Here is a 23,322-nt window from a genome sequence, read left to right as displayed (position 1 = left end):
CGCTCACGCTTCGGCGACGGCCGCCGCGTACGCCTGGGCCAGCCGGTCCGTCGCGGTCGGCCGGTCCGGGTCGGGTCGGGGAATCCCGAGGTGTGCCTCCCGGAGTTCGTCCATGAACTCCGCCCACAGCTCGGGGCCACCCTGCTCGAGCAGCTCCGCCCGCACCCGCAACTGCCGGGTGGTCGGCCGGTGCCGCAGTCCCCACGACCCGAGTTGCGCCATGATCGGCACCAACTGGATGGCAGGCTCGGTCAGCCGGTACTCCGCCTTCTGCCCGGGCCTGCTGTCCTCGCGGCTGAGCAGACCCGCCGCGACCAGCCGTTTCAGCCGGTCGGACAGGATATTCGAGGCGATGCCCTCCTCCGACGCGGCGAGCAATTCGCGGAAATAGCGCCGGTTGCCGAACATCACGTCGCGCAGCACCAGCAGGGTCCACCGATCGCCGATCACCTCGATCGTCGCGTTGATCGGGCAGCCCGAGCGTCCCTCGTCACGCATCCACCGCTCCTTGCTCCGCAAATAACTTCGAACGTCTGCTTGCAATATACAACCAGTCGCCCCTAATCTGCACCCAAGCGATTGCAAACTGCAATCAGTCTAGCGAAAGACAAGACCATGGCGAAGCTCTTCGTACGCAACCTGGCCATCTCACTGGACAGCTATGTCGCCGGCCCGAACCAGAGCCAGGACAACCCGCTCGACGAAGGCGGCATGCGCCTGCACGAGTGGGTCTTCGCCACGCGCACCGGCAACGACCGGTCCGGCAGCGAGGGCGGCGAGACCGGTATCGACGACGATTTCGTCAAGGCCGGCGATGTCGGCATCGGCGCAACCATCATGGGCCGCAACATGTTCGGGCCGATTCGCGGCGAGTGGCAGGACGCGGAGTGGAAGGGCTGGTGGGGCGACAACCCGCCGTACCACCACGACACCTTCGTGCTGACCCATCACCCGCGGCAGTCGCTGCCGATGGACGGCGGCACCACGTTCCACTTCGTCGACGACACCCCGGAGGAGGTGCTGCGGAAGGCGTTCAAAGCCGCCGACGGCAAGGACGTGCGATTGGGCGGCGGCTCATCGATCGTGCGTCAGTTCCTTCAGGCAGGACTGGTCGACGAGATGCATCTGGCCGTCGTGCCGATTCTGCTCGGCGGCGGCGAGCGTCTCTACGACGATCTCGGCGCGCTGCCCGGTTACACGATCGGCTCGGTGGTCCGCTCTCCTGCGGTCACCCATGTGACCTTCACCAGGGCATAAGCATCCCCGGAAATGGGGAAAGGCCCCGCACCATGCCGGTGTGGGGCCTTTCGAAAGCTTAGGAGCGATCAGATCAGAGGACGCGAACGTCCTGCGCCTGCGGGCCCTTCTGGCCCTGGCCGATCTCGAACTCCACGCGCTGCCCCTCATCGAGGGACCGGAAACCCGCGCCGCTGACGGCCGAGTAATGCACGAAGACGTCGGGGCCTCCGCCGTCTTGCGCGATGAAGCCGAAGCCCTTCTCGCTGTTGAACCACTTCACAATGCCCTGAGCCATTTCATACTTTCTGTAGACGAGCCAGATTCTGCCAAATGGAATGGCCTGGTCTCGAGATCAACGATGCCATGATCCGACGAATTTCTCCACTTCTTCCCCGGTCAACTGTGAGCAAAACAACGCTGACTAGGGGGTTGTTGCCTTCACCTCCCCCGCTCTGACAGGCCCCGATCCGGGAAAACCACCCGGAACAGTCGTTCAGGTACCTGAGCTTCTTGCCAGGCGCGCTCGTCGTCCCCCTCCGACGAATCCGCCTGTACCGCCTGCATCGCATAGTTCGCGGCGTGCACCGCGTGACCGGCCACATGGGCGGTCGCGGCGGCGTGCCCGGCCGATCGCGCGGCGAAAGTGGCCGCGCCGACGGTCTCGCGAGCGGAGTCGTGGGCGGCGAACGCGGCCCGGCGCGCCTCGGGCATCGTCAGGTCGCCGCGCACCCAGGCGCGGGCGGCCTCGATCGCCGCGGCCGGTCGTAGGTCATCCGGTCGCGCGCGCTCGAACAGCGGCAGCACATGTTCGGCGCAATCCGCCGCCCACAGCGCCAACGCGGTGTGGTCGACCCGGTTGAGGGTCACCGGCCCGCTCTGCTCGCCTCGGTCCGCACAGGCCTTCCCCTTCTCGACGCAACCGGTCACCGATACTCGGTGATGTCCCAGTTATCTTGTGCCGCAAGGGCCATCGCTACCAGCGCCCCGATGCGCCGTTAAGTCATCCTACGACTTTCCATCGAGTCGCGCAGCACCTTGTTTCACCTCGAGTTCAATGTTGCAAATAGCGCAACTGGCGTGGTTTCGCTTCGGCGTAGGCGGCACTCCCGGACAGATGCTCGGGAACGCCGACCTCCCACCAGGCGCCCGCCTCGGTCCAGGACGACGGCTGGGTGCGGATCACCAGCACGGCCGGGCGGGATTCACGGACCGCGGTGGCCCGTGCCTCGGCGTAGGCGTCGCGGAATTCGGCCAGGTCAGTGGCGGTGAAGACGGCACAACCCAGGGCGCGGGCGTGTCCGGCGAAGTCCACGCGCGGCGGTTCGTCGTGGGTGGTGCGGCAGTCGGCGTAGAAGTTGTTGAACGGTGCGCCGCCCTGGCCTTCTTGCAGGCGGGCGATCACCGCGTAGCCGTCGTTGTCGCAGACGACCGCGACCAGCGGGTGACCGGCGAAGGCGGCGGAGAACAGTTCGGAATTCAGCATCAGGTAGGAGCCGTCGCCGAGCATGGTGGTGACCAGGCCGTCGGTGTGGGCCATGGCAGCGCCCCAGGCGCCCGCGAGTTCGTAACCCATGCAAGAGAATCCGTACTCGACGTCCATGGTCGGTGCGCCGCCGGTCGCGCGCCAACCGCCGACGAGTTCGCCGGGCATGCCGCCCGACGCGGTCATCACGTAGTCGTTCGGGCCGCTGAGTTCGTTGACGAGGCCGACCACCTGGGCATAGCTGGGGGTGCCCAGGGTATGGGCGCGCAGCTTGTCGACGTGGGCGTCCCAGGTGCTGCGTTCGGCGGCAGCGCGGGCGGTCCATTCGGGGTCGACCTGCCATTGCTGGGTGCGTTCGGCCAGGTCACGGACCGTTGCGTCGGCGTCGCCGACGATCGCGAGGGCGCCGTGCTTGACCGCGTCGAAGCGGGCCGCGTTGATCGTGACGAGGCGGACCTCCGGCGCGAAGACGGTCCATGAGGCGGTGGTGAAGTCCTGCAAGCGGGTGCCGACGGCGAGGACGAGGTCGGCTTCGGCGGCCAGTGCGTTGGCCGAGGTCGAGCCGGTGACGCCGAGCGGACCGGCGTAGAGGGGATGCACGTGGGGCACGAGGGTGCGGCCCGCGGTCGTTTCGACGATCGGAATGCCATGTCGCTCAGCGAATTCGAGCGCAGTTCGGCCCGCGCCCGAGTAGCGGACGCCGCCGCCGAGGACCAGCAGCGGCCGGGCCGAGTTGCGCAGCGCCGCTTCGGCGTCGGCCAAGGAGCGCTCGTCGGCGCGCGGGCGCAGGATGCGGTGGACGACCGGCTCGAACAGGGCGTCGGGGAAGTCGTAGGTCTCGGCCTGGATGTCTTGCGGCAGGGCGAGCGTGACCGGACCGGCCTCGGCCGGGTCCGTGAGCACCCGAACCGCCTGGGGCAGTGTGGAAATCAGCTGCTCGGGGCGGGTGATCCGGTCGAAGTAGCGGCTCACCGCGCGGAACGCGTCGTTGACCGTGGCGGTGGCGTCGCCGAAATGCTCGACCTGTTGCAGCACCGGGTCCGGGGCCCGGGTGGTGAAGGTGTCGCCCGGAAGCAGCAGCAGCGGAAGGCGATTCGCGTGGGCGACGCCGGCGGCGGTCACCATGTTCAGCGCGCCGGGGCCGATCGACGAGGTGGCGACACCGATCTGCCGACGGTGGGTCGCTTTGGCGTAGCCGACGGCGGCCAGGGCCATGCCCTGCTCGGTCTGTCCACGCCAGACCGGGATCTCGTCGCGCCGCTCGTGCAGCGCGGTGCCGAGGCCGAGCACGTTGCCGTGCCCGAAGATGCCGAAAACCGCAGGGAACAACGGTACTTCGCGGCCGTCCAGGGTTTCCGAGCGTTGGGCGACCAGCCAGGCCACCAGCGCCTGCGCCGCGGTCAGTTTCATCGGAGCCGTCCTTCATGGTTGGTGACCGGGCAGCGGGGATCGCGCGGTTCGTCGTCCCAGGCGCCGCGCACCCAGCTGTGCGCCGGGTCGTCGCAGAAGGCCATCGAACGTTCCGGGGCGGGGCCCGCGAGCACGTTGAGGTAGTACATCGGGTAGCCCGGGGCGGCGATGCACGGGCCGTGATAGCCCTGCGGGACCAGGAAAACGTCGCCGTCCCGTACCGCGACGTTTTCGTCGAGTGCGCCATCGGCGGTGTAGGTGCGATGCATGCCGAATCCGTCACGTGACGGAGTGACCCCGTCTCGTCCGGCGATGCGGAAGTAGTAGATCTCCTCGTTGACGACCTCGCAGTCGCTCGCCTCGTCGTGCTTGTGCGGCGGGTAGGAGGACCAGTTGCCGTCAGGGGTGATCAGTTCGCAGGCGTTGAGTTTGTCGGCGTGATCCCAGACGCCGGGGACGCCGAAGTTGGTGACCTGGCGGGTGGCTTGGCCCGCGCCGCGGATATCGATCGGGACCTGTTCCGCGGGGCCGTATTTCGGGTCGAGGCGGTTCGTGCAGCGGGCCATGGGGAGGGCGAGTTCCAGATTGCCTTGCGCGGTCAGCTCGACGTCCGCGTCTCGCGGAATGTAGGCAAAGTCCGTCACACGGGTGAAAACCGAGTCGCGGCCGGACAATTCGAAGGTCATGCCGTCGACGCGGACGGTGCACGAACCGGCCAGCGGCAGGACGAATGCTTCGAACTCACCGGTCTCGAGGTTTCTGGTTTCGCCGGGACGGAGGGCAAGTACGCGCAATCCGGTATAGGTCCATCCGGCGTCTTCCGGGACCAGGCGGATCGGATCGCTACCCTCCCGCAACGTCCCGGCAGGTCGATGCAGCTTCACCGCGCTCCCCCGCTCCGCACCACCGCTACGCGCGTAGTACCCAGCCGCTGCGCACGAACTCGCGCCCCGCGCACAGAACCACCAGCGAACACGCGCGCGGCCGAACGATTCGTGCGCAGCAGCCGCCCACCCCGCTGCCGGTCCGGTGCCGGGCGAGCCCGGCCGCGCGTAAGCGGCGCGCGCATCGTGTTGCGCCGCGCCAGGATTCGCCGGCGAGTACGTGCGCGCGGTGACAGATTGTGCGCGGCACTCGTCGGTAGCAGTGTGCAGTCCGGTCCGGCTGGCCAGAAGGAGCAGCGGCTCATCGGGTCTCCTTCAGCATCTTGGCGGCTGCATCGACTGCCGCGCCGACGTCACCGTCGTGCGGGTAGAGCAGCGTCCGGCCGACAACCAGACCGCGGACGACATCGTGGCCGAGCGCCCCGTCCCAGTACGCGATGTCGGCGACCTGGTCGCCGGAGGGAGCGCCGCCGAGCACGACGACCGGCAGGGTCGTCGCGTCGAGCACGGAAATGTCTTCCGGCGCAGGGATCTTCAACCAGGTGTAGGCGGAGGTGACGCCGAGCCCCGAGGCGACCGTGATGGCCCGAGCGAGGGCAGCCGCGTCCCTGCTCATCACCAGGACACCGGATTCGTCGCGATGGTACGGCAGCGGCTCGACCATCGCCATGAGCCCGTTCGCCGCCAGTTCGGACACCGCTTGCGCGCACGCCTGCAAGGTCGGCACCGTGCCCGCGTCGGAATCCACCAGGCGCAGCAGCATTTTGCCGCCGTCGAGCCGGAATCGGGCGAGCGAGTCCGCGTCGTACCCGGTGAAGCGGTCGTCGATCTCCCACTCCGCGCCGGCCAGTCCGCCGCGGTTCATCGAGCCGATGACGACCTTGTCGTCCAGCGCATCCAGCAGCAGCAGTTCCTCGACCACGTCCGGGGAGCCGAGCACGCCGTCGACATCCGGGTGGGCCAGGGCGATCAGCAACCGCTCCAGCAGCGCGCGCCGATCCGCCATCGCGGTCAGGTCCGAGCCGACGCCGAGGGCGCCGCGGGCCGGGTGGTCCGCGGCGATCAGGAACAGGGTGTCCTTGTCCGCCAGCAGGTTCGGGCGACGGACCCGTTTCGCATATGCCCGCTCGACCGCCGCCGGGTCCGTCGCGCGGACGCGCAGCAGCTCACGCCAGCGTTCGTCGGTCAAATGCACCGTAGTTCCTCCAATTTCGAATGGGCGCACCGCGTTCAGCGGCACAGTAGTTCTTCGATTTCCGAGTCCGTCGGCATGGCATCGGCGCACGCCAACCGGGACGCCACGAGCGCGCCCGCGGCATTGGCGTAGGTGGCGATGCGATGCGGGTCCCAGTCCGAGAGCAGGCCGTGAATCAGCGCGCCGCCGAAACCATCTCCCGCCCCGAGCCCACAGACCACCTCGACCCGGCACGGCGGCACCGTCCACCGTTCGTACTCGGTGGCGACCAGCACCCCCTCGGCGCCGCGTTTGATCACCGCGAGCCGGACGCCGCGAGCCAGCAGCCGGTCGGCCGCCTCGTCGGGATCGGCTGTGCCCACGGCGACTTGGACCTCGGTGCGGTTGCCGACGACGACGTTGACGTGGTCGACCATCCAGCCGATCTCCGAGCGGGCGGTCTCGACATCCGGCCAGAACATCGGCCGGTAGTCGAGGTCGAGCACGGTGTGGCCGCGCCGGTTACGCCGCTCGAGGATCCGGCGCTGGGTGCTGCGCCCGGGTTCGGCGCTCACGCCGGTGCCGGTAACCCACAGCAGCGGAACCGAATCCACCACGTCCCACGGCACCTCGTCCTCGGTGAGGGTGAGATCCGGCGCGATGGGCGCGCGGTAGAACAGCAGCGGCGGGTCGGCGGGCGGCTTCAACTCGCAAAAGACCACCGGCGTCAGGAGTTCCGGCGCGGTCCCGACGTAGTCGGGCGATACGCCGAAGTCCGCCAACGCCGTTCGCACGTAGTCACCGAAGCCGTCCTTGCCGACCTTGGTCAGCACCGCGCTTCGGCGGCCGAGTCGCGCGGCGGCGACCGCGACGTTGGTCGCGGTGCCGCCCAGGAACTTCGCGAACGACTCCACCTCGGCGAGACCGACACCGCTCTGCTGCGGGTACAGGTCGACGCCGACGCGGCCGATGGTCAACGCTTCCAGACCGGTCACGACGACACGACCCGCTGCAATTCGTGCTGCAACGCGTCCAGCTCGGCGCCGCCCGCCATCTGCCGCGTGAGCTCCGACAGGTCGATCTCGTCCTTCTCGTACGACCCGAGCATCGCGCCGCGTTTCAGCAACAGGAATCGGTCGCCGACCGGGAAGGCGTGATGCGGGTTGTGCGTGATCAGAATGACCCCGAGCCCGCGATCCCTGGCCTGGACAACGTATTTCAGCACCACCCCGGCCTGCTTCACGCCGAGCGCGGCGGTCGGCTCGTCCAGGATCAGCACCTTCGCGCCATAGTGCACGGCCCGCGCGATCGCGACACATTGCCGTTGCCCGCCGGACAGCGTGCCGACCGGCTGCTCCATATCGCGGATCTCGATACCCATGTCCGCCAGCCCTTTACGGGCGATCTCCCGCCCCTTGCGCCGGTCGAGCAGCCGGAACGGGCCGGAGGTCGGCTCCGAGCCGAGCACGAAGTTGCGCCAGACGCTCATCAGCGGCACCACCGCCAGATCCTGATAGACGGTCGCGATGCCGTGGTCCAAAGCCGCACGCGGCGAGGACAATCGGACCGGCTGGCCGTCGATGCGCAACTCGCCCCGGTCGTGCTGGTGCACGCCGGCCAGGATCTTGATCAGCGTCGACTTACCCGCGCCGTTGTCACCGAGGATGCAGGTGACCTGGCCCGCGTTCACCACCGTGGACACGTCTTCCAGGGCGACGACACCACCGTAACTCTTACCGATACCAACGGCCTCGATCAAAGGAGTCGTCATCGCCGTACCCTTTCGGCTCGCTTCTGGAATCTGTTGTTGACCAGCACCGCCGCCAGCAGCAGCACGCCGAGGAACAGCATGAACCAGTCACTGTCCCAGCGCGCGAACACAATTCCCTGACGTGCCATGCCGAAGATGAGCGCGCCGATCGCGGCGCCAACGGCCGACCCGAAGCCGCCGGTCAGCAGGCAGCCGCCGACGACCGCGGCGATGATGTAGTGCAGCTCCAAGCCGACACCCTGGTTCGCCTGCACGCTGGCGAACCGCAGGATGCTGCACGAGCCGACCACCCAACCGGCGAACGCCGTGGTCATGAACAGCACGATCTTCGTCCGATTGGCCGGCACGCCGACCGCGCGCGCATTCTGCAACGCACCGCCGACCGCGAAGATCCAGTTGCCGAACCTGGTGCGCACCAACACGATCGAGGCGATCACGGTCAGCACGATCCACCAGATGACCGACGCTTGGATGCGCGCGTCGCCGATGTTCAGCGTCGAGGCGAAGACCCAACCGGCCGAGTTGTACCCGTCCGCGCTCCGAATCCCCGACACCTGAACGGTTCCGGTGACCATCCTGGTCACGCCGAGGTTCAGCCCTTGCAGCGCAAGGAAAGTGCCGAGCGTGACGATGAAACTCGGCAAGCCGGTGCGCATCACGAGCCACCCGTTGAACGCGCCGACCAGCAGCGCGAGCACCAGCGAGGCCAGCAGCGCGAACCAGACGTTCCAGCCCGCGTGCACCGCGAGCAGTGCGGTGACCAACGCCGTGGACGCCGTCATCACGCCGGCCGAGAGGTCGAACTCACCGCCGATCATCAACAGCGCCACCGCGACCGCCATGATGCCGAGCGTGGACGAGTCGTCCAGCCAGGTCGCCACGCCCAGCGGGCTCAGGAAGCGATCGGTGATGATCGAGAAGAACACGAACACGAGTAGCGCGCCGAGCGCGGCACCGATCTCCGGCCGGACGACCATCCGCTGCATCAGCGTCGGCCCCTTCGGCTCGGCGGCCGGTTCCGCCGCGGATGCTTTTGTCGCAACAGTCATTTCATCTACTCCCTGACCTCAGCGCGTGCCCTGCGCCACCAGCGCGGCGACGGCATCGACGTTGTTCTTGTCGACGAAGGCCGGACCCGTCTGCACCGGTGTGCCACCACCGACGGTGTTCAGATTGGTCCGGTAGGCCTGCAACAGCACCACGGGCAGGTAGCCCTGCTCGTACTGCTGCTGGTCGACGGCGAACAGCAGCTTGCCCGCGCGGATGGCCTCGACCACATCGGTATTGAGGTCGAACGTCGCGACCGTCGCGGTGGACTGCGCTTCCCTCACCCCGTCCACCGCACGCGCGGCTACCTGCGAATTGAGGGTCAGCACCGCGTCGATCGACTTGTCCGCCTCCAGCGCGCCCTTGATCCGGGACTGCGCGTCGGTCGGGTTGTTGATGTCCACCTGGAGCGTCGTCCCGTTGCCGAAGGCCTTGGTCGCGCCCTCGCACCGCTGGTTGGCGCCGATATTGCCGGCCTCGTGAATCACGCAGAGCAGCTTGGTCTTCTTGGCGTCGGCGAGGCGCTTGCCCGCCGCCTGCCCCGCCAGCGACTCGCTTTGTCCCACATGGCCGATCGCGCCGTACTTGACGCTCTCGCCTTCCCCCGAGTTGATCGTCACCACGGGAATGCCCGCGGTGATGGCCTTTTCGATCGAGGGGCGCAGCGCGTCGGGATTCGCCATCGAGACGACGAGCCCGTCCACGCCCTGCGCGACCGCGTTGTCGATCAGCTTCGCCTGCTGGCCGGGATCGCCGGCCGAGTTGTATTCGACCCGGACGCCGAGGTCTTTGCCCGCCGCCTCCGCACCGTTCTTGACCACGTTCCAGAACGCGTCGCCGGGGCTGCCGTGCGTGACCACCGCGACGGAGTTCAACTTGCCGGCGGCGACCGGGGAATTGGTCGGCGCGACCGCGTCGGTGCCCGGCCCGCTACACGCGGCCAGTACCGCGGCCACGGCCAGCCACGGCACCAGGCGGCGCGATCGTTGCCACCCTCGGCGAACTCGAAGAGACATCGTTGTCATCACTTCCCAACTAGATTCGTGCGGCGGAAGTCGCGAGGCCGGCGAGGTGGCGCAGGCTGCGTTCGGTGTCCCGGCTCGGCAGCTCCGCCGAGTCGGTGGGCCGCAGGGCGGTGTCCTGCTCCATCACGTACCAGCCGCGGTAGCCTGCGGCCTGCATGGTCTGCACCAGGGCGGCGATGTCGACATCCCCTTCGCCCAGTGGGACATACAACCCACGGCGCACGGCCTCGCTGTATTCCAGTGCGCCGCCGCGTACTTCGTCGGCCAGCGCGCTACGGACGTCCTTCAGGTGAAGGTGCCCGATCCGGGCGGCATGTCGCTGCGCGAGCAGTACCGGATCGGTGCCGCCGATCAGCAGATGCCCGGTGTCCAGGCAGATGTCGAGGTCCGAATCGGCAAGGAAGCGTTCGACTTCGGGCTCGGTCTCCACATGCGTGCCGACGTGCGGATGCAGCACCGTGCGCAGCCCGTGCTCGGCGGCGAGGTCGCGGATCGCGGCGGAAGTCTCGATGAGCGTGCGCCATTCGTCCGCGGTGAGCTGCGGGCGGGCGTCGTACCCGCCCAGCCCGGTCGCGGCGGCCAGGACGATCACCTCGGCGCCGGTCGCGGCGAACAGCTCGGCGGCCTCCTTCGCCGCGACGAGCGCGCTCTCCGGTTCCTCGTGCAGCACCAGCGCCAGGAATCCGCCGACCGCGGAGATCCCGAATGTCGCCAGCAGCGAACGCAATTCGTCCGGGTCCGGCGGAAGATAGCCCGGCGGGCCGAGTTCGGTCGCGGACAGGCCGAGTTCGGCCATCTCCGCGAGCACGGTCTGCGCGTCGAGCACGTGACCCCAGCCGGGAACTTCGCACACTCCCCAGGAGATGGGGGCGGCCGCGATGCGCAGCGGGTAGAGCGGTTCGGTCATCAGGACTTCTCCGACCTTCGATGTCGAGTTGAAGCGCCCCAAGCGATTGGAGCGCTCCAACTATGTAACGTGGGTCATAGTGTGTCAAGAGGTTGCACGGCCCTCAGAATAGCGCTACCACCAGGTAATATCCGCGCTTCCAGCGGAAATGTCGGAGATTTCGTTGAGCAGAAAGTCCGATTAGAGCGCTCTATTGATTCGGACGCGCTGACCTTGTAACGTCCGACACGGCACGGATCACCGAACGCGGAACGGAGGCGACATGGCGCGACCCACCATGGAGGACGTCGCCGAACGCGCGGGCGTCTCGCGCGCCCTGGTTTCGCTCGTCATGCGCAACTCCCCGAAGGTCAGCGAGCACCGTCGCCGCGCCGTGCTGGAGGCCGCGAAAGACCTCGGCTATCAGCCCGACATCATGGCGCGCTCGCTGGCCAGCCGGACGTCGAACATCGTCGGCGTCATGGTCTCCGACCTGCACAACGCCTTTTTCGCCGACGTCGTCGAGGGAATGGACACCGCCGCACAGGAATCCGGCCTGGAGCTGATCCTCAACACCGGCCGCCGCAGCGCCGCCCGCGAGCGCACCGCGCTGGAAAGCCTGCTCGCGTTCCGCCCCGGCGGCATCATCCTGCTCTCCCCCATCCTGCCCGCCGCCGCCATTCGCGATGCGGCACAACAGGCTCCGCTGGTTCTGGTGTCGCGCAGCTCGACCATCGCCGACGTCGACACCGTCAACGACGACGGCGAGGTCGGCGCCGGACTAGCCGTGGATCACCTTGCCTCCCTGGGACATCGGCGCATCGTGCACCTCGACGGCGGCAACGCGTTCACCGCGTCACCACGTCGCAAGGGCTACCAGGCCGCGATGGAACGGCACGGCCTCGAGCCGATGGTCATCCCCAGCGAGCACACCGACTCCGCGGGTATCGCCGCGGTACAGAAGCTGCTGAACCTCTTCACCCGCGACAACTTCCCCACCGCCCTGGTCTGCGGCAACGACTTCAACGCCGTCGGCGCCATGTCCGCCCTGGAAGAGGCCGGTTTGCGGGTGCCGGACGACGTCTCCATCGTCGGCTACGACAACACGTCCCTGGCCGCACTCCGCCACGTCTCGCTGACGACGATCGACCAGCCCCGCGTCCAAATGGGCCGGCTCGCCATCGAAGCGCTCGTCGAACGCCTCCGCGCCGACCGCACCGATCCGGTCCGTCGCCGCCTACAGCCATCCCTCGTCGTCCGCTCGACGACCAGCCCCCCGAGCAACTGAACCCTCGCCTGCCCACGGCAGTTCCCTACCGCACGTTGCGATTTCACCAGGAGGAAAGTCGATGACATCCCACAAAGCCGTCACCCTCGGCCTCGCCGGTACCGGCCGCATCGGCACCTCCCACGCCGAGACCCTCAAGAACTTCCCCAACGTAGCCAACGTCGTCGTCGCCGACGCCGACCCCGAACGAGCCCGCACCACCGCCACCAAGCTCGACCTCGAATTCGCCCCCGACCTCGACGCCCTCTTCGCCAGCGACCTCGACGGCCTCATCATCACCACCGCCACCTCCTCCCACCCCGAACTGATCCTCAGGGCAGTCGACGCCGGCCTCCCCGTCTTCTGCGAAAAGCCCGTCGCCGCCGACATCGAAGGCACCCTGGCCGTGCTCGACCACCTCCAAAACACCACCGTCCCAGTACAAATCGGCTTCCAACGCCGCTTCGACGCCGGCTACCGAGCCGCCCGAGCCGCCATCACCTCCGGCTCCCTCGGCTGGCTGCACACCCTCCGCGCCACCACCCTCGACCCCACACCCCCACCCGCCGCCTACATCCCCCACTCCGGCGGCATCTTCCGCGACTGCGGCGTCCACGACTTCGACATCATCCGCTGGGTGACCGGCCAAGAAATCACCCAGGTCTACGCCACCGGCACCAACCAAGGCGACCAGGTCTTCACCGACTCCGGCGACGTAGACACCGCCGCGGTGCTGCTGCACCTGGACAACCAATCCCTCGCCACCGTCTCCCTAACCCGCTACAACGGCGCAGGCTACGACGTCCGCCTGGAAGCCCTAGGCTCCAAATCCAACGCAATCGTCGGCCTAGACGACCGCTCCCCCTTGACCTCAGTCGAACCCGACTACACCCCCTCCCCCCTCCCCCCATACCCCGGCTTCATGGACCGCTTCCGCAACGCCTACACCGAAGAACTGGCTGCCTTCATCTCGGTAATCAACGGCAACCTCGAAAACCCGTGCAACCCAACCGATGCCCTAGAAGCTTTCTACGTAGCCGAAGCCTGTGAACTCTCCCGCCGCGAACAACGCCCCGTCGAGATCACCGAAGTCCGCCGCTGATCAGGCCACCGCTCTTCGAGAACTCACTCGGAGGCATCGCTCGGGCTGACCGCAGAAGTCACTAACCATTCGGCCCGGGCGAGCAACTCATCGAAGGTGAGTATTTCAGGCTCGACCAGTTGACGTCGATACAGTTCGAACGAACGGATCTTGTCTTCATGATCGCCGCCGCCCTCGCCGCGCAGACTCTCGAGGTTCCCGATAACCAGATAGGTACGGGGGCGCAACAGATACGTGATGTCCCCCGAAATATTGCTGCCGTCAGCATCTTTACTCTGCAACTGCTCCCCGATGCCGACTATTGCCCGATAGACGGTCCCCTGAGCCTGCACGACACCTCCGGATAGCTCAGGCGAAGGTACCCAACATCCTGAGCGGTACTCCTTGACAAGGAGGTCCTTCTTATGAGTCTTGAATTCTACGAACACCAGCGACCTGACACGACCCGCTGTCCGCAGCAAAGCGTCAGTACGCTTTCCGACTCCAGAAATGGATGACCCCGCAACAATCTGTTCGAGCTGTTCACGACTCCAGGAGGTCAATAACTGTCCAGCAAGAGACACGCCGAAGATCCAGGGGTTCTCCTCAAAGAAGCGCTGCCAAACTGGCTCTGTCCCCGTTTTTGTACAGGTCTGAGCCTCCTCGGCAAAATACGCATCATCGTTCAACAGACGACGAAAACGTGTGACCTGTTTCCGGCGATGCGCCAGGGCTACGACGTCACGGGCAGTTTCGTCGTCAGTGATGAGCTGCCGAAACCGCTGCGGATCCTTTCGATAGGCCGCGACCAGTCGCCCTTCCTCCAAATCTAAGTCGGTAGCGCAACTATCACCGAATGTTTCATGGAAAACGCCGGTGAGGTCCTTCGCAGTGCCTTCGTTGAACTGCATCGACTGACTGCTCTTGCGGTGTGACGCGCGCTTTTGGGAGCCGAAAGTCGATAGATGCACAAGCGGTCCGTCCTCAGCTGGAAGGACTTTGTACTCACACTCCACACCCTCGTCGATCTTATGCGGCTTGATCTTCTCCTGCGTGCTTGGAGTCACCTTGAGAATGCGAGCCATCGAAAGAACTCCTGCCACTATCAACTATCTTTGATACTCATCCATCCAGATCGGACACGATGTGAATCAGGATAGCTTCGCAGTCAGACAAGTTCGGCGACCTCTACCGCTCGTGTCAGCTGGCTCGCCGAGGCGGCCACTCACAACTCGACCCCTATCCACAGGCCGACAGTTTGCCCAGCACAGCTGGTCTACCGGGTAGCGCCGCCGGCGGAGGCTCCGACTGTGGACCTCTACGGCGTGCGGTCGCGCGCACAGCTGATCGCCGATGGCGTACCGGCGACAACGATCGACGACCGATGTCGTCGGGGAACTTATTCACGGCTTCTGCCTCGCACGTACTTGCTTGGTGATCCCACTGGGCTGGCGCGGTGTGCGGCCATCGTTACGTGGATTCCGGCGGCCGTGTTGAGTCATCGGACGGCTGGGTGGCTGCACAATATGCTGCCGGAGCCGGCCGTTTTCGAGGCGACTGTTCCGACCGGTGTGCATCGGCGATGTCCTAAATGGTTGGCGCTGTATCGCCGGGATTTAACTGGTGCGGCGGTGGAGGATATGTGGGGGCTGCCGGTAACCGATGCTGCGCGAACCCTGATCGACTGCATTTCGGTCATGTCCGAAGATGATGCTGGTCGCCTGGTGGACAGTCAGGTGGATCGTTCTGTCACTGCGTCCGAACTCGCGAGACAGAGCAGTATGGGCACCCAGGGCGCGCCGGCACTGCGTAGACAGCTCCGCGAAGCGGCGCTCTACTCCGCGTCGGAACCGGAGCGGTTGTTCGCACGGGCGCTGGCGAAGCGACGACTGCACATGCTGGCGAACCATCCGATCGGGCCGTATACCTGCGACTTCGTCGACGAGCGTTCGCGCACCGTTGTGGAGGTCGATGGGCGTGAATTCCACAGCGCACCAGGGGTTTTCCGTCGCGATAGACGACGGCAGAACTGGCTCCAGCTCCGCGGGTGGTTGGTGCTTCGTTATGCCGCTGCCGATGTATACAACGCGATCGATAGATGCGCGGACGAGGTGGTGGCCGTCGTTCGGGACCGCCGGCGAAACAGGTGACGGTCTGGGCGGACAATCTCGCAGTCGGAAGGCGGATATCCGCCTCAGTGTCTTCGAGATTGTCCGTGTAGACCGGGATCCCCAGCCACTCACTTGTGCAGAATCGCAGCAGCCAACGAATCTATCTCGGTCAGTAACTGATTCGGCGGCAGCGACAGATCGAGAGCATGACAGTGGATGGTGATACCGCAGTTCCTGATTTCGTGGATCCGCGCCGGCTCATTGCCCTTGGCGTACACCAGATGCCCCTCGGACAACTTCAACACCGCACAGTAGACAAGCATCTGATAGAGGTCGGCTTCGGGAAATCCTTTGCGGCTCGCCGCCTTGTACTTGGCATCGACCACAGCAATGGGAACATCGTTGTCGTCGAAACACACCAGGTCAGGCCTGAATTTGATCCTCGACGCCTTGTCCAGAGGGCCTTCGAACTGCGTCTTCGGGTGCCCGCCGAACTGGCGCATGGCCATCCCGATCGCGCCGGTCACGAAGTCCTCGTAGATGCGCCACATGTCGAACATGAAGCCGGATACCGCGAGCGATCCGTTGCGTTGATCGAACGAACTGTTGTCGAGGACTACCTCGGACAGCCTGAGTAGATCGTGATAGCGGGCGTTGACCCGATCGAGATGACACTCGGGGGCCCTGCTCCGGTTGGGCAGCATCGTGATTTCGTCGAGCAGCCAACGAAGGCGGCTGAGTTGTTGCCGTGCTTCGGTTCCGATGTCCGGAATGCTGAGCAGCCGCAACGTCGCCAACAGGATGATCTGGTTCTCGACGATATCGGTGGTGAAGTCGTCGTACTCGACCGCGATCGGCAGTGGCAGACCATAGTTGCGCATGACCTGCTCACGGAACTGGACCCGGCCGCGGACGAGTGCCAGCGAATCCGATCTTGCCTGGTACCCCTGTAACAGTCCGCCCTCGATTGCGCGGGACGCCAGACGCGAGAATGATTCCGCGACAGCGGGATACAGACCGGGAGCCTGGTCCAGGTGGACGAATTCTTCACGCCAGATGGCCGGGTTCGAGCAGTACCCGACGAAGAACAGCAGGCGGTTCAGCTCGGTGATCTTCGGCCGTACGTTGATCTGAATGTCGCCGTACGTTACCGACCCGACCTTGCTGCCAGGCTTGATGGAGTACCGACCCGCCCGTTCCTTCCTTACTGTGGCAATCCCGAGCTCGGACAGCGCCTCGTACTCGCTCACCGAGAGTTCGGCAGTGTACGACGGGCCGAACTCGACCAGATCTATCGGTGGCCGCACGATTACGCTTCCGCGTTGCTACTTCGACTGTTCACCAGATCTCGGATCCTCCGCAACGAGTACCGCTCGTGTACGTCGATGCCGGGATCCCGGAAATGGAACTCCTCGAGCAGCGGCATCACTGACGTAGTCCACGCAATGTCGATGCCTTTCGGTGTCGTCGCGGCAGGTCGCATGAAGTAGGACGGACCGACCTTGAAGTCTCTGCCTTCGATCAGCCTGTTCAGCTCGTCCAAGAGCTCGGCGGCCTCCAAGGGATACCCACGATCGGCCAGCCATCTGCGAAGTATGCCGTTGGTCGGCTCTTCCGACGGATGCAGGTGCACGAATGAAAACCGCCGTCGCATAGCGGAATCCATCGATGCAATCGAGCGATCGACCGTGTTCATGGTTCCGATGATGACCACGTTCTTCGGCAGGTAGAACGTCTCCACCTTCTCGGAGTACAGGAGGTTGATGCTTTCGCGCCGATATTCCAACAGGTAGTAGAGCTCGCCGAAGATCTTCGACAGGTTGCCGCGATTGATCTCATCGATGATCAAGGGGTACAACGTGTCTGGATTCTGGCGCGCGTCTTCGGCAATCAATCGCAAGGGGCCGTGATGCAAGTGGTAGGACACCTGACCGTTGCTCGATCGGCCTGGTCGGAAGCCTTCGAAGAAGTCCTCATAGGAATACGACGGATGAAACTGGACGACCCGCACGTTCTCGGCGCTCGACAGATGCTCGGCAAGCGCCTTGGCGAGGTAGGTCTTCCCGGTGCCCGGCGGGCCATAGAAGATCAGCTGTGGTCGATCCCTGAGCAGCTCGATGCACTGCTGCAACCATTCCCTCGACATGTACAGCTTCTCGGCGAGTTCCTCAGTCGCATCAGGAAATTCGGGCTCTACGTCGTCCGTGGACGACTGCCGACCTTTGCGCCCCCAGGTGATGCCGAAGGCATCCCTGAAGACGTCCATCAAATCGGCCGCGTTTTCCAGCGTGAGTTGGAGCGACTGACTGCTCTTCGGCTGTGATTCACGCTGGTTCGAGCCGAACGTGGACAAGTGGACCAAGGGACTGCCGTCGGTATCCTCGATCACCTTGTACTGGCAGCTGACCTCGTCCTCCGCCTTGTGCGGTCGGATGTTCTGCGTGCTCGGTACGACCTCACGAATCCGTGCCATCTACGACTCCCCTATCGCCACTATCTGCCTGACGCCGACCGCACCGATACCGGTCCGACCGGGACGCTTCAGTGCGGATCACGATAGCGTCGACCTCGGACAATTTTCGCTAGGCGCGACGTCGTTTGCTTCAGGTCGGAAGCAATCGGCCGATGACCTCGGCGAGCTGTTTGACGTTGCGGCACTCGTGCATGGTGATGTGGTCGGCGTAGGTGTGGGCGGCGGAGTCGCCGGTGGACCAGGAGCGGGAGGGTTCTGGGTTTAGCCAGTAGGCGCGTTTGGCTCGGTCGCACATTGCTTGTAGGGCAAGGAGATTCGGGTCGGTGCGGTTGGTGCGGGCGTCGCCGAGGATTAGGAGGGAGGTTCGGGGGCCTAGGGCGTCGAGGTAGTTGTCGGCGAAACCCTGTAGGGCTTCGCCGTAGTTGCTGCTGCCGTAGCGGGCGATGTTGGCTTCGCGGGCGATTCGGGCGGCCAGACCTGGGGATGGGGGTTCGCCGGGGGTGAAGAAGTCGGTTATTTCGTCGCAGGTGTCTATGAAGCCGAAGCTGCGGACCTTGGTGAATTGGTCTTGTAGGGCCTGGATGAGGTGGAGGGTGAATTCGGCGAAGCCGGTTACGGAGCCGGAGAGGTCGGCTAGGACTATCAGGTCGGGGCGGCCGTGTTTGCGGGAGCGGAGGACGGGGGTGATGGGGACGCCGCCGGTGGACATGGAGCGGCGGAGGGTGCGGCGCATGTCGATGTGGCCGCGGACGGATTTGCGGCGGCGGACGGAGAGGCGGGTGGCTAGTTTGCGGGCCAAAGGGGTTACCAGGCGGCGCATTTCGGCTAGGTCTTGTTCGCGGGCGCCGAGGAAGTCGATCTGGTCGGCGCTGGTGTCGACGCCGCGGCGGGCGATGTATTCGGTGCCGCGGAGTTGGGCGGAGCGTAGGCGGGCCTCGGTTTGGAGGGCGGTGCGGAATTCTGCGAGGCGGCGGTTGGCTTCGATGGTGCGGACGGCGGCGTCGAGTTCCGTTGCGGCGCTTGTGTTTGCGCTGATGCGGGCGATGAGGTCGTCCGGGTTGAGGGCTCGCATGGTCAGGTAGGAGGACCAGCCCGCTCCGGAGGCGGTGGTGACGGGGGCGGAGGTCTGGCCGGTGCCGGCTCCGCCGTAGGCGCCGAGTTGGGTGAGGGCTTGGCGGGCGAGGTCGGCGGCGGCGCCCGGGTCGTCCTCGGCGAGTGCTGCGGCTAATCGATCACGAAGCGACTCAATGGATTCCGGCGGCGTTGGTCGCGGCAGCTCGGTGGTCAGGAAGTAGAGATCGAAGAGTTGGTCGAAGACTGCGCGTTGACCATTGCGGCGCAGTAGGCAGGCGGCCATGCCCGACCGCAGCCGATTCCGGTCGGACAATCCGAGCGCGAGCATTGCCTCTGCGGCGTCGATGGTTTCGCTAGGGCCCGCGTTGATTCCGTGATCACGGAGTAGTCCGACGAACTCGACGAGGCGGTCGGTCATCGTGTCGGAGGGTTGATCCGGAGCCGTCGGCCGGCCCGTAGACGTCATGCCGCCGCCCCTGTGAGAAAACTACTCACTTCGCCGTCCCCTCATCAGAGTCCAGAGACAGGCGTTCGGCGGCAATGCGATGGTCTGCTTGGTATTTCAGCAGCACGCCGAGGGTGGAGCGGACGACTCCCCCGGTCAGCGAGCGGGTGCCGAGAGCGACGAGAGTTCTTGCCCAGTCGATGGTTTCAGCGATGGACGGAGGCTTGCGGAGGGAAAGTTCACGCAAGGCACCGACGACACGGACTACTGGTTCGCCCAACGCTTCATCCAGCTCGGGAACCTTCATCCGCACGATCGCGCGTTCCAATTCGGCTGTGGGGTAGTCGATGTGGAGGTAGAGGCAACGGCGCTTCAACGCTTCGGAGAGGTCTCGGTTGGCATTGGAGGTGACGATGACGAAGGGCTTGCGCACGGCGGTGACGGTGCCGAGTTCGGGGATGCTGATCTGATAGTCGCCGAGGACCTCGAGCAGCAGACCTTCCAGCTCCACGTCGGCCTTGTCGAGTTCATCGATCAGCAGAACGGTGGGATCCGGGTTGCGGATGGCAGCCAGCAGCGGCCGCGCGAGCAGGAATTCCTCGGTGAAGACGTGGTCGCGAGTGCTGTCCCACGCCTCACGCTCGGAGGTGATACGCAGCAGTTGCTTGGCGTGATTCCACTCGTACAGAGCACGGGCCTCGTCGATGCCTTCGTAGCACTGCAAACGGATGAGGTCGGCGGTGGACGCGGTGGCGACGGCCTTGGCCAGCTCCGTTTTGCCCACGCCGGCGGGCCCCTCGATCAGGAGGGGCTTGCCGAGGTGGTCGGCGAGGAAGACGGCGGTGGCGATATCGATGGACGGGAGGTACCCGGCATCGGTGAGCCGCCCGGTCACCTCGTCGACGGAGCCGAAGAACTTACTCATCAGTAAGAGTCTAGATCGCCCGGATCGGATAGCCGCGAATTGCCGCCGCGCAGGTATTGATCTGAACTGCGATTGAGGTTCTAGGGTCGCGATATGAGTTTTACCGACGTGGAACGCGCCTACCTCGCCGGCCAGAAACTGGCCCGCCTCGCCACCGTAACCGCCCAGGGCGCCCCGCAGATCATCCCGCTCGGCTTCCGGCTCAACGACGACGACACCATCGACCTGGGTGGACCGAATCACGCTGCGACCCAGCGCTATCGGAACATCCTGGCCAACCCGCAGGTCAGCCTGCTGATCGACGACATGACCCCGGACGAACCCGGCGCGGTCAAGCCGGGCTGGGGACGCGGCGTCGAGGTCCGCGGCGTGGTGGAGACGCTGACGGTGGACGTCCCGCCGGTCGCGCCCGAATGGTTCTCCCACGACATCATCCGCATCCACCCCCGCCGTATCCGTAGCTGGCACATCGACCCGGCCAACCCCGACGGCGGTGCACGCAACGTCGAATAGCCGACAACGCCACCACCATGTCCCGTTGATCTTGTTTGATAGCGTCGTCAGCCTCGCCTTTCACTATCCGCGGAGGACTCGCATGGAAACGATGCTGGCGGCCCGACTGCATCTCCCCTCGCACACCTTGTCCATGGAGCAGGTCCCCAAGCCGGTCCCCGGCGCGGGTGAGGTCCTGGTCAAGGTGGCGGCCGCCGGGGTCTGCCTCTCGGACGTGCACCTCATCGACGGCGGCCTGCAACCGCAACTACTCGAGGGCGACACGGTCACCCTCGGCCACGAGGTCGCCGGAACGATCGCAGAAGTAGGGCCGGACGTCACGGGCCTCGCCGTGGACGACCGCGTCGCGTTGCAGGCGGGCGAGCTGCGTAAGGGCGTGGTCTACACGCGCGGCGTCGACTACGACGGCGGCTGGGCCGAATACGCGCTCGCGACCGCCGAGTCGGTGATCCGGATACCGGACAGCCTGCCGTTCGAGCAGGCGGCGATCATCCCGGACGCGGTCTCGACGCCGTGGGCGGCGATCACGGCGACCGGTGACGTGCGCCCAGCACAGGCCGTCGCGGTGTGGGGGATCGGCGGGCTCGGCGCGCACGCGGTGCAGTTGCTGCGCATCGCCGGCGCCTATCCGATCATCGCGGTCGATCCGAATGCCGCGGCGCGAGATCGGGCCGTCGAGTTCGGGGCGGATCTGGCGCTCGATTCGGCCGACCCGGAGCTCGCGAAGAAGATCAAGCAGGCCACCGGGGGCACCGGCATCGATGTCGCGTTCGACTTCGCCGGGGTGGCCGCGGTGCGCGAGCAGGCGCTGCGGGTGCTGGCGCTCCAGGGGCGGCTCGTGCTGGTCGGCATCGTCAACGAGCCCTTGACCATCAAGTACAGCGCGCCGTTCGTGGTGGCCCAGCAACAGATTCGCGGGCACTACGGTTCGGGCCCCACCCATGTGCCGCAGCTGATTCGGCTGACCGCCGGTGGGCGCCTTGACCTTTCGCGTTCGATCAGCGGTGTGTTCCCGCTGGCCGAAGCCCCTGCCGTGGTCGATCGGCTCGTCCGCAAAGAGGGCGATCCGATCCGACTCATCCTGCGTCCCTGACGGATCGGGAGTCCGATGTTCATCGCGATCGCGGCCACGATGACGGTCATCCTCATCTGGTCCTGCCTGTCCCGCTCGATGGCTCGCTGGAAGGTGACCGCGCCGCTGGCCATGGTGGTGGTCGGCGCGGTGGTGAGCTGGAGCAGCGATCATTGGCTGACCACCGCGGTCAACACCGATTCGGCGCAGCGGGTCGTCGAATTCATCCTGGCGCTGTTCCTTTTCACCGACGCGACGGAGGTACGCAAGGGACTGTCCGGTCGTCGGCACACCGGCATCTTCCGGCTGCTGTTCATCGCCTTCCCGCTGAGCCTCGCCGCCGCCTATCTGCTGGGATTCGCGCTCCTGCCGGGCATTTCGTGGACGGTGATCCTGCTGATCGCCTGCATCGTCGTCCCCATCGACCTGGTGCCCGCACAGGCGATCGTGCGGGATCTGCGTGTGCCGGAACGGGTTCGGCACGCGTTGAATGTGGAGAGCGGGTTCAACGACGGACTGGTCGCGCCGATCTTCCTGTTCGCGCTGGCCGCCGCGGAGGCGAGCGCGGAGTCGGATCAGGCGCTGCATGCGCTCGGCGAAGCGGTTCCCGCAGTGGTGAAGTCGGTGCTCATCGGACTGCCGATCGGCGCGCTGGCCGGATACTGCATGTCGGCGGCGGCGCGCAAACATTGGACTGACGCACGGGCAGTGCGTATCGGGACGATCGCGATTCCCGTACTGACCTACAGCGTCGCGGTGTGGTTGGACGGTAACGGCTTCGTGGCGGCCTTCCTCGCCGGTCTCGCATACAGCACGCTGCGCCGCGAATTGCCGGGCGAGCCACTGCAATCGACCGAGGACGTGGCCGAGTTCGCCGGTCTGGCAATGTGGTTCGCGGTCGGGAATGTCGCGGCCGCAACGTTCACCTGGCTCAGCTGGCAGGTCGTCGTCTACGGACTGCTCGCGTTGACAGTCGTTCGGCTGGTTCCGGTCGCGCTGTCGTTGCTCGGCTCGGCGTTCACCCAACGCGAGCGGCTCATGATCGGACTACTGGGTCCGCGCGGTGTCGCGTCGATCGTGTTCGCGCTGCTCGCTTTCAACGGGCTGCACAAGGATGACGACGCGTTCCTCGTGATCGGCGTGACGCTGGTGGTGGTGGTCGGCAGCGTCGTCCTGCACGGAATCGGTGCGCCGCTCGTCGCCGAACGCCTCGGAAAACGGCGGCGCGACAACGCGATAGGCGCCGCGCACGACTGAACGTCCACAGCACGTCCACTCGACCAAAGTCAGCTGACGAGTGGCATACGGTGGCGGCAATCGCCGAGATGACCCCGCCATGGTGTACCGATCAATATGGCATTCTTCTGGAACGTCGCCCGGTCGGGCCGACGCACGAGGCGGCCGTTGAGCGGACGCAGGATTCGTCGCTGGCCGCACCTATC

The 23,322-nt window shown here is 65.8% G+C and carries 23 protein-coding genes; 7 read left to right on the top strand and 16 right to left on the bottom strand.

What is annotated here, in order from left to right:
- Positions 1–3 precede the first annotated feature (3 nt).
- Positions 4–498 (bottom strand): helix-turn-helix domain-containing protein, encoded by a 495-nt coding sequence (locus AB0M22_RS02875; RefSeq protein ID WP_364720262.1) that lies wholly within the window; start codon positions 496–498, stop codon positions 4–6.
- Between the two features lie 117 nt (positions 499–615).
- Here AB0M22_RS02875 and AB0M22_RS02870 point away from each other — a divergent pair, with 117 nt between their 5' ends.
- Positions 616–1,257, top strand: a complete 642-nt coding sequence (locus tag AB0M22_RS02870) for a dihydrofolate reductase family protein (protein ID WP_364720260.1) — start codon at positions 616–618, stop codon at positions 1,255–1,257.
- A gap of 73 nt (positions 1,258–1,330) precedes the next feature.
- On the opposite strand, the gene AB0M22_RS02865 is transcribed toward AB0M22_RS02870, so the two are convergent.
- The 10 genes from AB0M22_RS02865 to AB0M22_RS02820 all read right to left on the bottom strand — a co-directional run bounded on the left by AB0M22_RS02865 (position 1,331) and on the right by AB0M22_RS02820 (position 10,940).
- Complete coding sequence (locus tag AB0M22_RS02865; protein ID WP_054814460.1) at positions 1,331–1,534, bottom strand: cold-shock protein; 204 nt, start codon at positions 1,532–1,534, stop codon at positions 1,331–1,333.
- Between the two features lie 143 nt (positions 1,535–1,677).
- Entirely contained in the window at positions 1,678–2,166 is a 489-nt protein-coding gene (locus tag AB0M22_RS02860) for a putative immunity protein (RefSeq protein ID WP_364720257.1), read from the bottom strand.
- A gap of 124 nt (positions 2,167–2,290) precedes the next feature.
- Positions 2,291–4,132 carry a 3D-(3,5/4)-trihydroxycyclohexane-1,2-dione acylhydrolase (decyclizing) gene (gene iolD, locus AB0M22_RS02855; RefSeq protein ID WP_364720254.1) on the bottom strand — a complete coding sequence of 614 codons (1,842 nt, stop codon included), beginning with the start codon at positions 4,130–4,132 and terminating at the stop codon, positions 2,291–2,293.
- A complete protein-coding gene (gene iolB / locus AB0M22_RS02850; protein ID WP_364720252.1) occupies positions 4,129–5,016 on the bottom strand; it encodes a 5-deoxy-glucuronate isomerase in 888 nt (295 codons plus the stop codon). The genes iolD and iolB overlap by 4 nt, the downstream gene beginning before the upstream one ends.
- Positions 5,017–5,317: 301 nt before the next feature.
- Entirely contained in the window at positions 5,318–6,211 is an 894-nt protein-coding gene (locus AB0M22_RS02845; protein WP_364720250.1) for an aldolase, read from the bottom strand.
- Between the two features lie 35 nt (positions 6,212–6,246).
- Positions 6,247–7,185, bottom strand: coding sequence for a 5-dehydro-2-deoxygluconokinase (gene iolC, locus AB0M22_RS02840; protein WP_364720248.1), 939 nt, complete (start codon positions 7,183–7,185; stop codon positions 6,247–6,249).
- Positions 7,182–7,961, bottom strand: coding sequence for an ATP-binding cassette domain-containing protein (locus AB0M22_RS02835; RefSeq protein WP_364720244.1), 780 nt, complete (start codon positions 7,959–7,961; stop codon positions 7,182–7,184). The genes iolC and AB0M22_RS02835 overlap by 4 nt, the downstream gene beginning before the upstream one ends.
- Positions 7,958–9,010, bottom strand: a complete 1,053-nt coding sequence (locus tag AB0M22_RS02830; RefSeq protein WP_364720241.1) for an ABC transporter permease — start codon at positions 9,008–9,010, stop codon at positions 7,958–7,960. The genes AB0M22_RS02835 and AB0M22_RS02830 overlap by 4 nt, the downstream gene beginning before the upstream one ends.
- Positions 9,011–9,028: 18 nt before the next feature.
- Positions 9,029–10,024 carry a sugar ABC transporter substrate-binding protein gene (locus tag AB0M22_RS02825; protein ID WP_364720239.1) on the bottom strand — a complete coding sequence of 332 codons (996 nt, stop codon included), beginning with the start codon at positions 10,022–10,024 and terminating at the stop codon, positions 9,029–9,031.
- Positions 10,025–10,043: 19 nt separating this feature from the next.
- The gene (locus AB0M22_RS02820) at positions 10,044–10,940 is read right to left on the bottom strand and encodes a sugar phosphate isomerase/epimerase (RefSeq protein ID WP_364720236.1); all 897 of its coding nucleotides are present in this window, start codon (positions 10,938–10,940) and stop codon (positions 10,044–10,046) included.
- A 262-nt stretch (positions 10,941–11,202) separates the two neighbouring features.
- Here AB0M22_RS02820 and AB0M22_RS02815 point away from each other — a divergent pair, with 262 nt between their 5' ends.
- A complete protein-coding gene (locus AB0M22_RS02815; protein WP_364720233.1) occupies positions 11,203–12,207 on the top strand; it encodes a LacI family DNA-binding transcriptional regulator in 1,005 nt (334 codons plus the stop codon).
- 61 nt (positions 12,208–12,268) lie between these two features.
- On the top strand, positions 12,269–13,288 hold the full coding sequence (locus tag AB0M22_RS02810) for a Gfo/Idh/MocA family oxidoreductase (protein WP_364720229.1): 1,020 nt from the start codon (positions 12,269–12,271) through the stop codon (positions 13,286–13,288).
- A gap of 23 nt (positions 13,289–13,311) precedes the next feature.
- On the opposite strand, the gene AB0M22_RS02805 is transcribed toward AB0M22_RS02810, so the two are convergent.
- Positions 13,312–14,352, bottom strand: a complete 1,041-nt coding sequence (locus AB0M22_RS02805) for a Shedu immune nuclease family protein (protein WP_364720226.1) — start codon at positions 14,350–14,352, stop codon at positions 13,312–13,314.
- Positions 14,353–14,577: 225 nt separating this feature from the next.
- Between AB0M22_RS02805 and AB0M22_RS02800 the strand changes: the two genes are divergently transcribed.
- Positions 14,578–15,417: a DUF559 domain-containing protein gene (locus tag AB0M22_RS02800; RefSeq protein ID WP_364720223.1), complete on the top strand. Its 840-nt coding sequence runs from the start codon at positions 14,578–14,580 to the stop codon at positions 15,415–15,417.
- Between the two features lie 89 nt (positions 15,418–15,506).
- Here AB0M22_RS02800 and AB0M22_RS02795 read toward each other — a convergent pair whose 3' ends face one another.
- The 4 genes from AB0M22_RS02795 to AB0M22_RS02780 form a co-directional block, all read right to left on the bottom strand.
- Positions 15,507–16,628, bottom strand: a complete 1,122-nt coding sequence (locus AB0M22_RS02795; protein WP_364720221.1) for a restriction endonuclease — start codon at positions 16,626–16,628, stop codon at positions 15,507–15,509.
- 59 nt (positions 16,629–16,687) lie between these two features.
- Complete coding sequence (locus tag AB0M22_RS02790) at positions 16,688–17,851, bottom strand: AAA family ATPase (RefSeq protein ID WP_364720218.1); 1,164 nt, start codon at positions 17,849–17,851, stop codon at positions 16,688–16,690.
- Positions 17,852–17,981: 130 nt separating this feature from the next.
- Entirely contained in the window at positions 17,982–19,343 is a 1,362-nt protein-coding gene (locus tag AB0M22_RS02785; RefSeq protein WP_364720215.1) for a VWA domain-containing protein, read from the bottom strand.
- A gap of 73 nt (positions 19,344–19,416) precedes the next feature.
- Positions 19,417–20,295: a MoxR family ATPase gene (locus AB0M22_RS02780; protein ID WP_364720212.1), complete on the bottom strand. Its 879-nt coding sequence runs from the start codon at positions 20,293–20,295 to the stop codon at positions 19,417–19,419.
- 93 nt (positions 20,296–20,388) lie between these two features.
- Between AB0M22_RS02780 and AB0M22_RS02775 the strand changes: the two genes are divergently transcribed.
- The 3 genes from AB0M22_RS02775 (at position 20,389) to AB0M22_RS02765 (ending at position 23,137) form a co-directional block, all read left to right on the top strand.
- Entirely contained in the window at positions 20,389–20,808 is a 420-nt protein-coding gene (locus AB0M22_RS02775; RefSeq protein WP_364720210.1) for a PPOX class F420-dependent oxidoreductase, read from the top strand.
- Between the two features lie 82 nt (positions 20,809–20,890).
- Positions 20,891–21,901 carry a zinc-binding dehydrogenase gene (locus AB0M22_RS02770; protein ID WP_364720208.1) on the top strand — a complete coding sequence of 337 codons (1,011 nt, stop codon included), beginning with the start codon at positions 20,891–20,893 and terminating at the stop codon, positions 21,899–21,901.
- A 15-nt stretch (positions 21,902–21,916) separates the two neighbouring features.
- Positions 21,917–23,137, top strand: a complete 1,221-nt coding sequence (locus AB0M22_RS02765) for a cation:proton antiporter (RefSeq protein ID WP_364720206.1) — start codon at positions 21,917–21,919, stop codon at positions 23,135–23,137.
- Positions 23,138–23,322 lie beyond the last annotated feature (185 nt).

It is taken from the genome of Nocardia sp. NPDC051756, assembly GCF_040681495.1.
Lineage (GTDB): Bacteria > Actinomycetota > Actinomycetes > Mycobacteriales > Mycobacteriaceae > Nocardia.
This window is presented reverse-complemented; position numbering and strand designations above follow the sequence as displayed.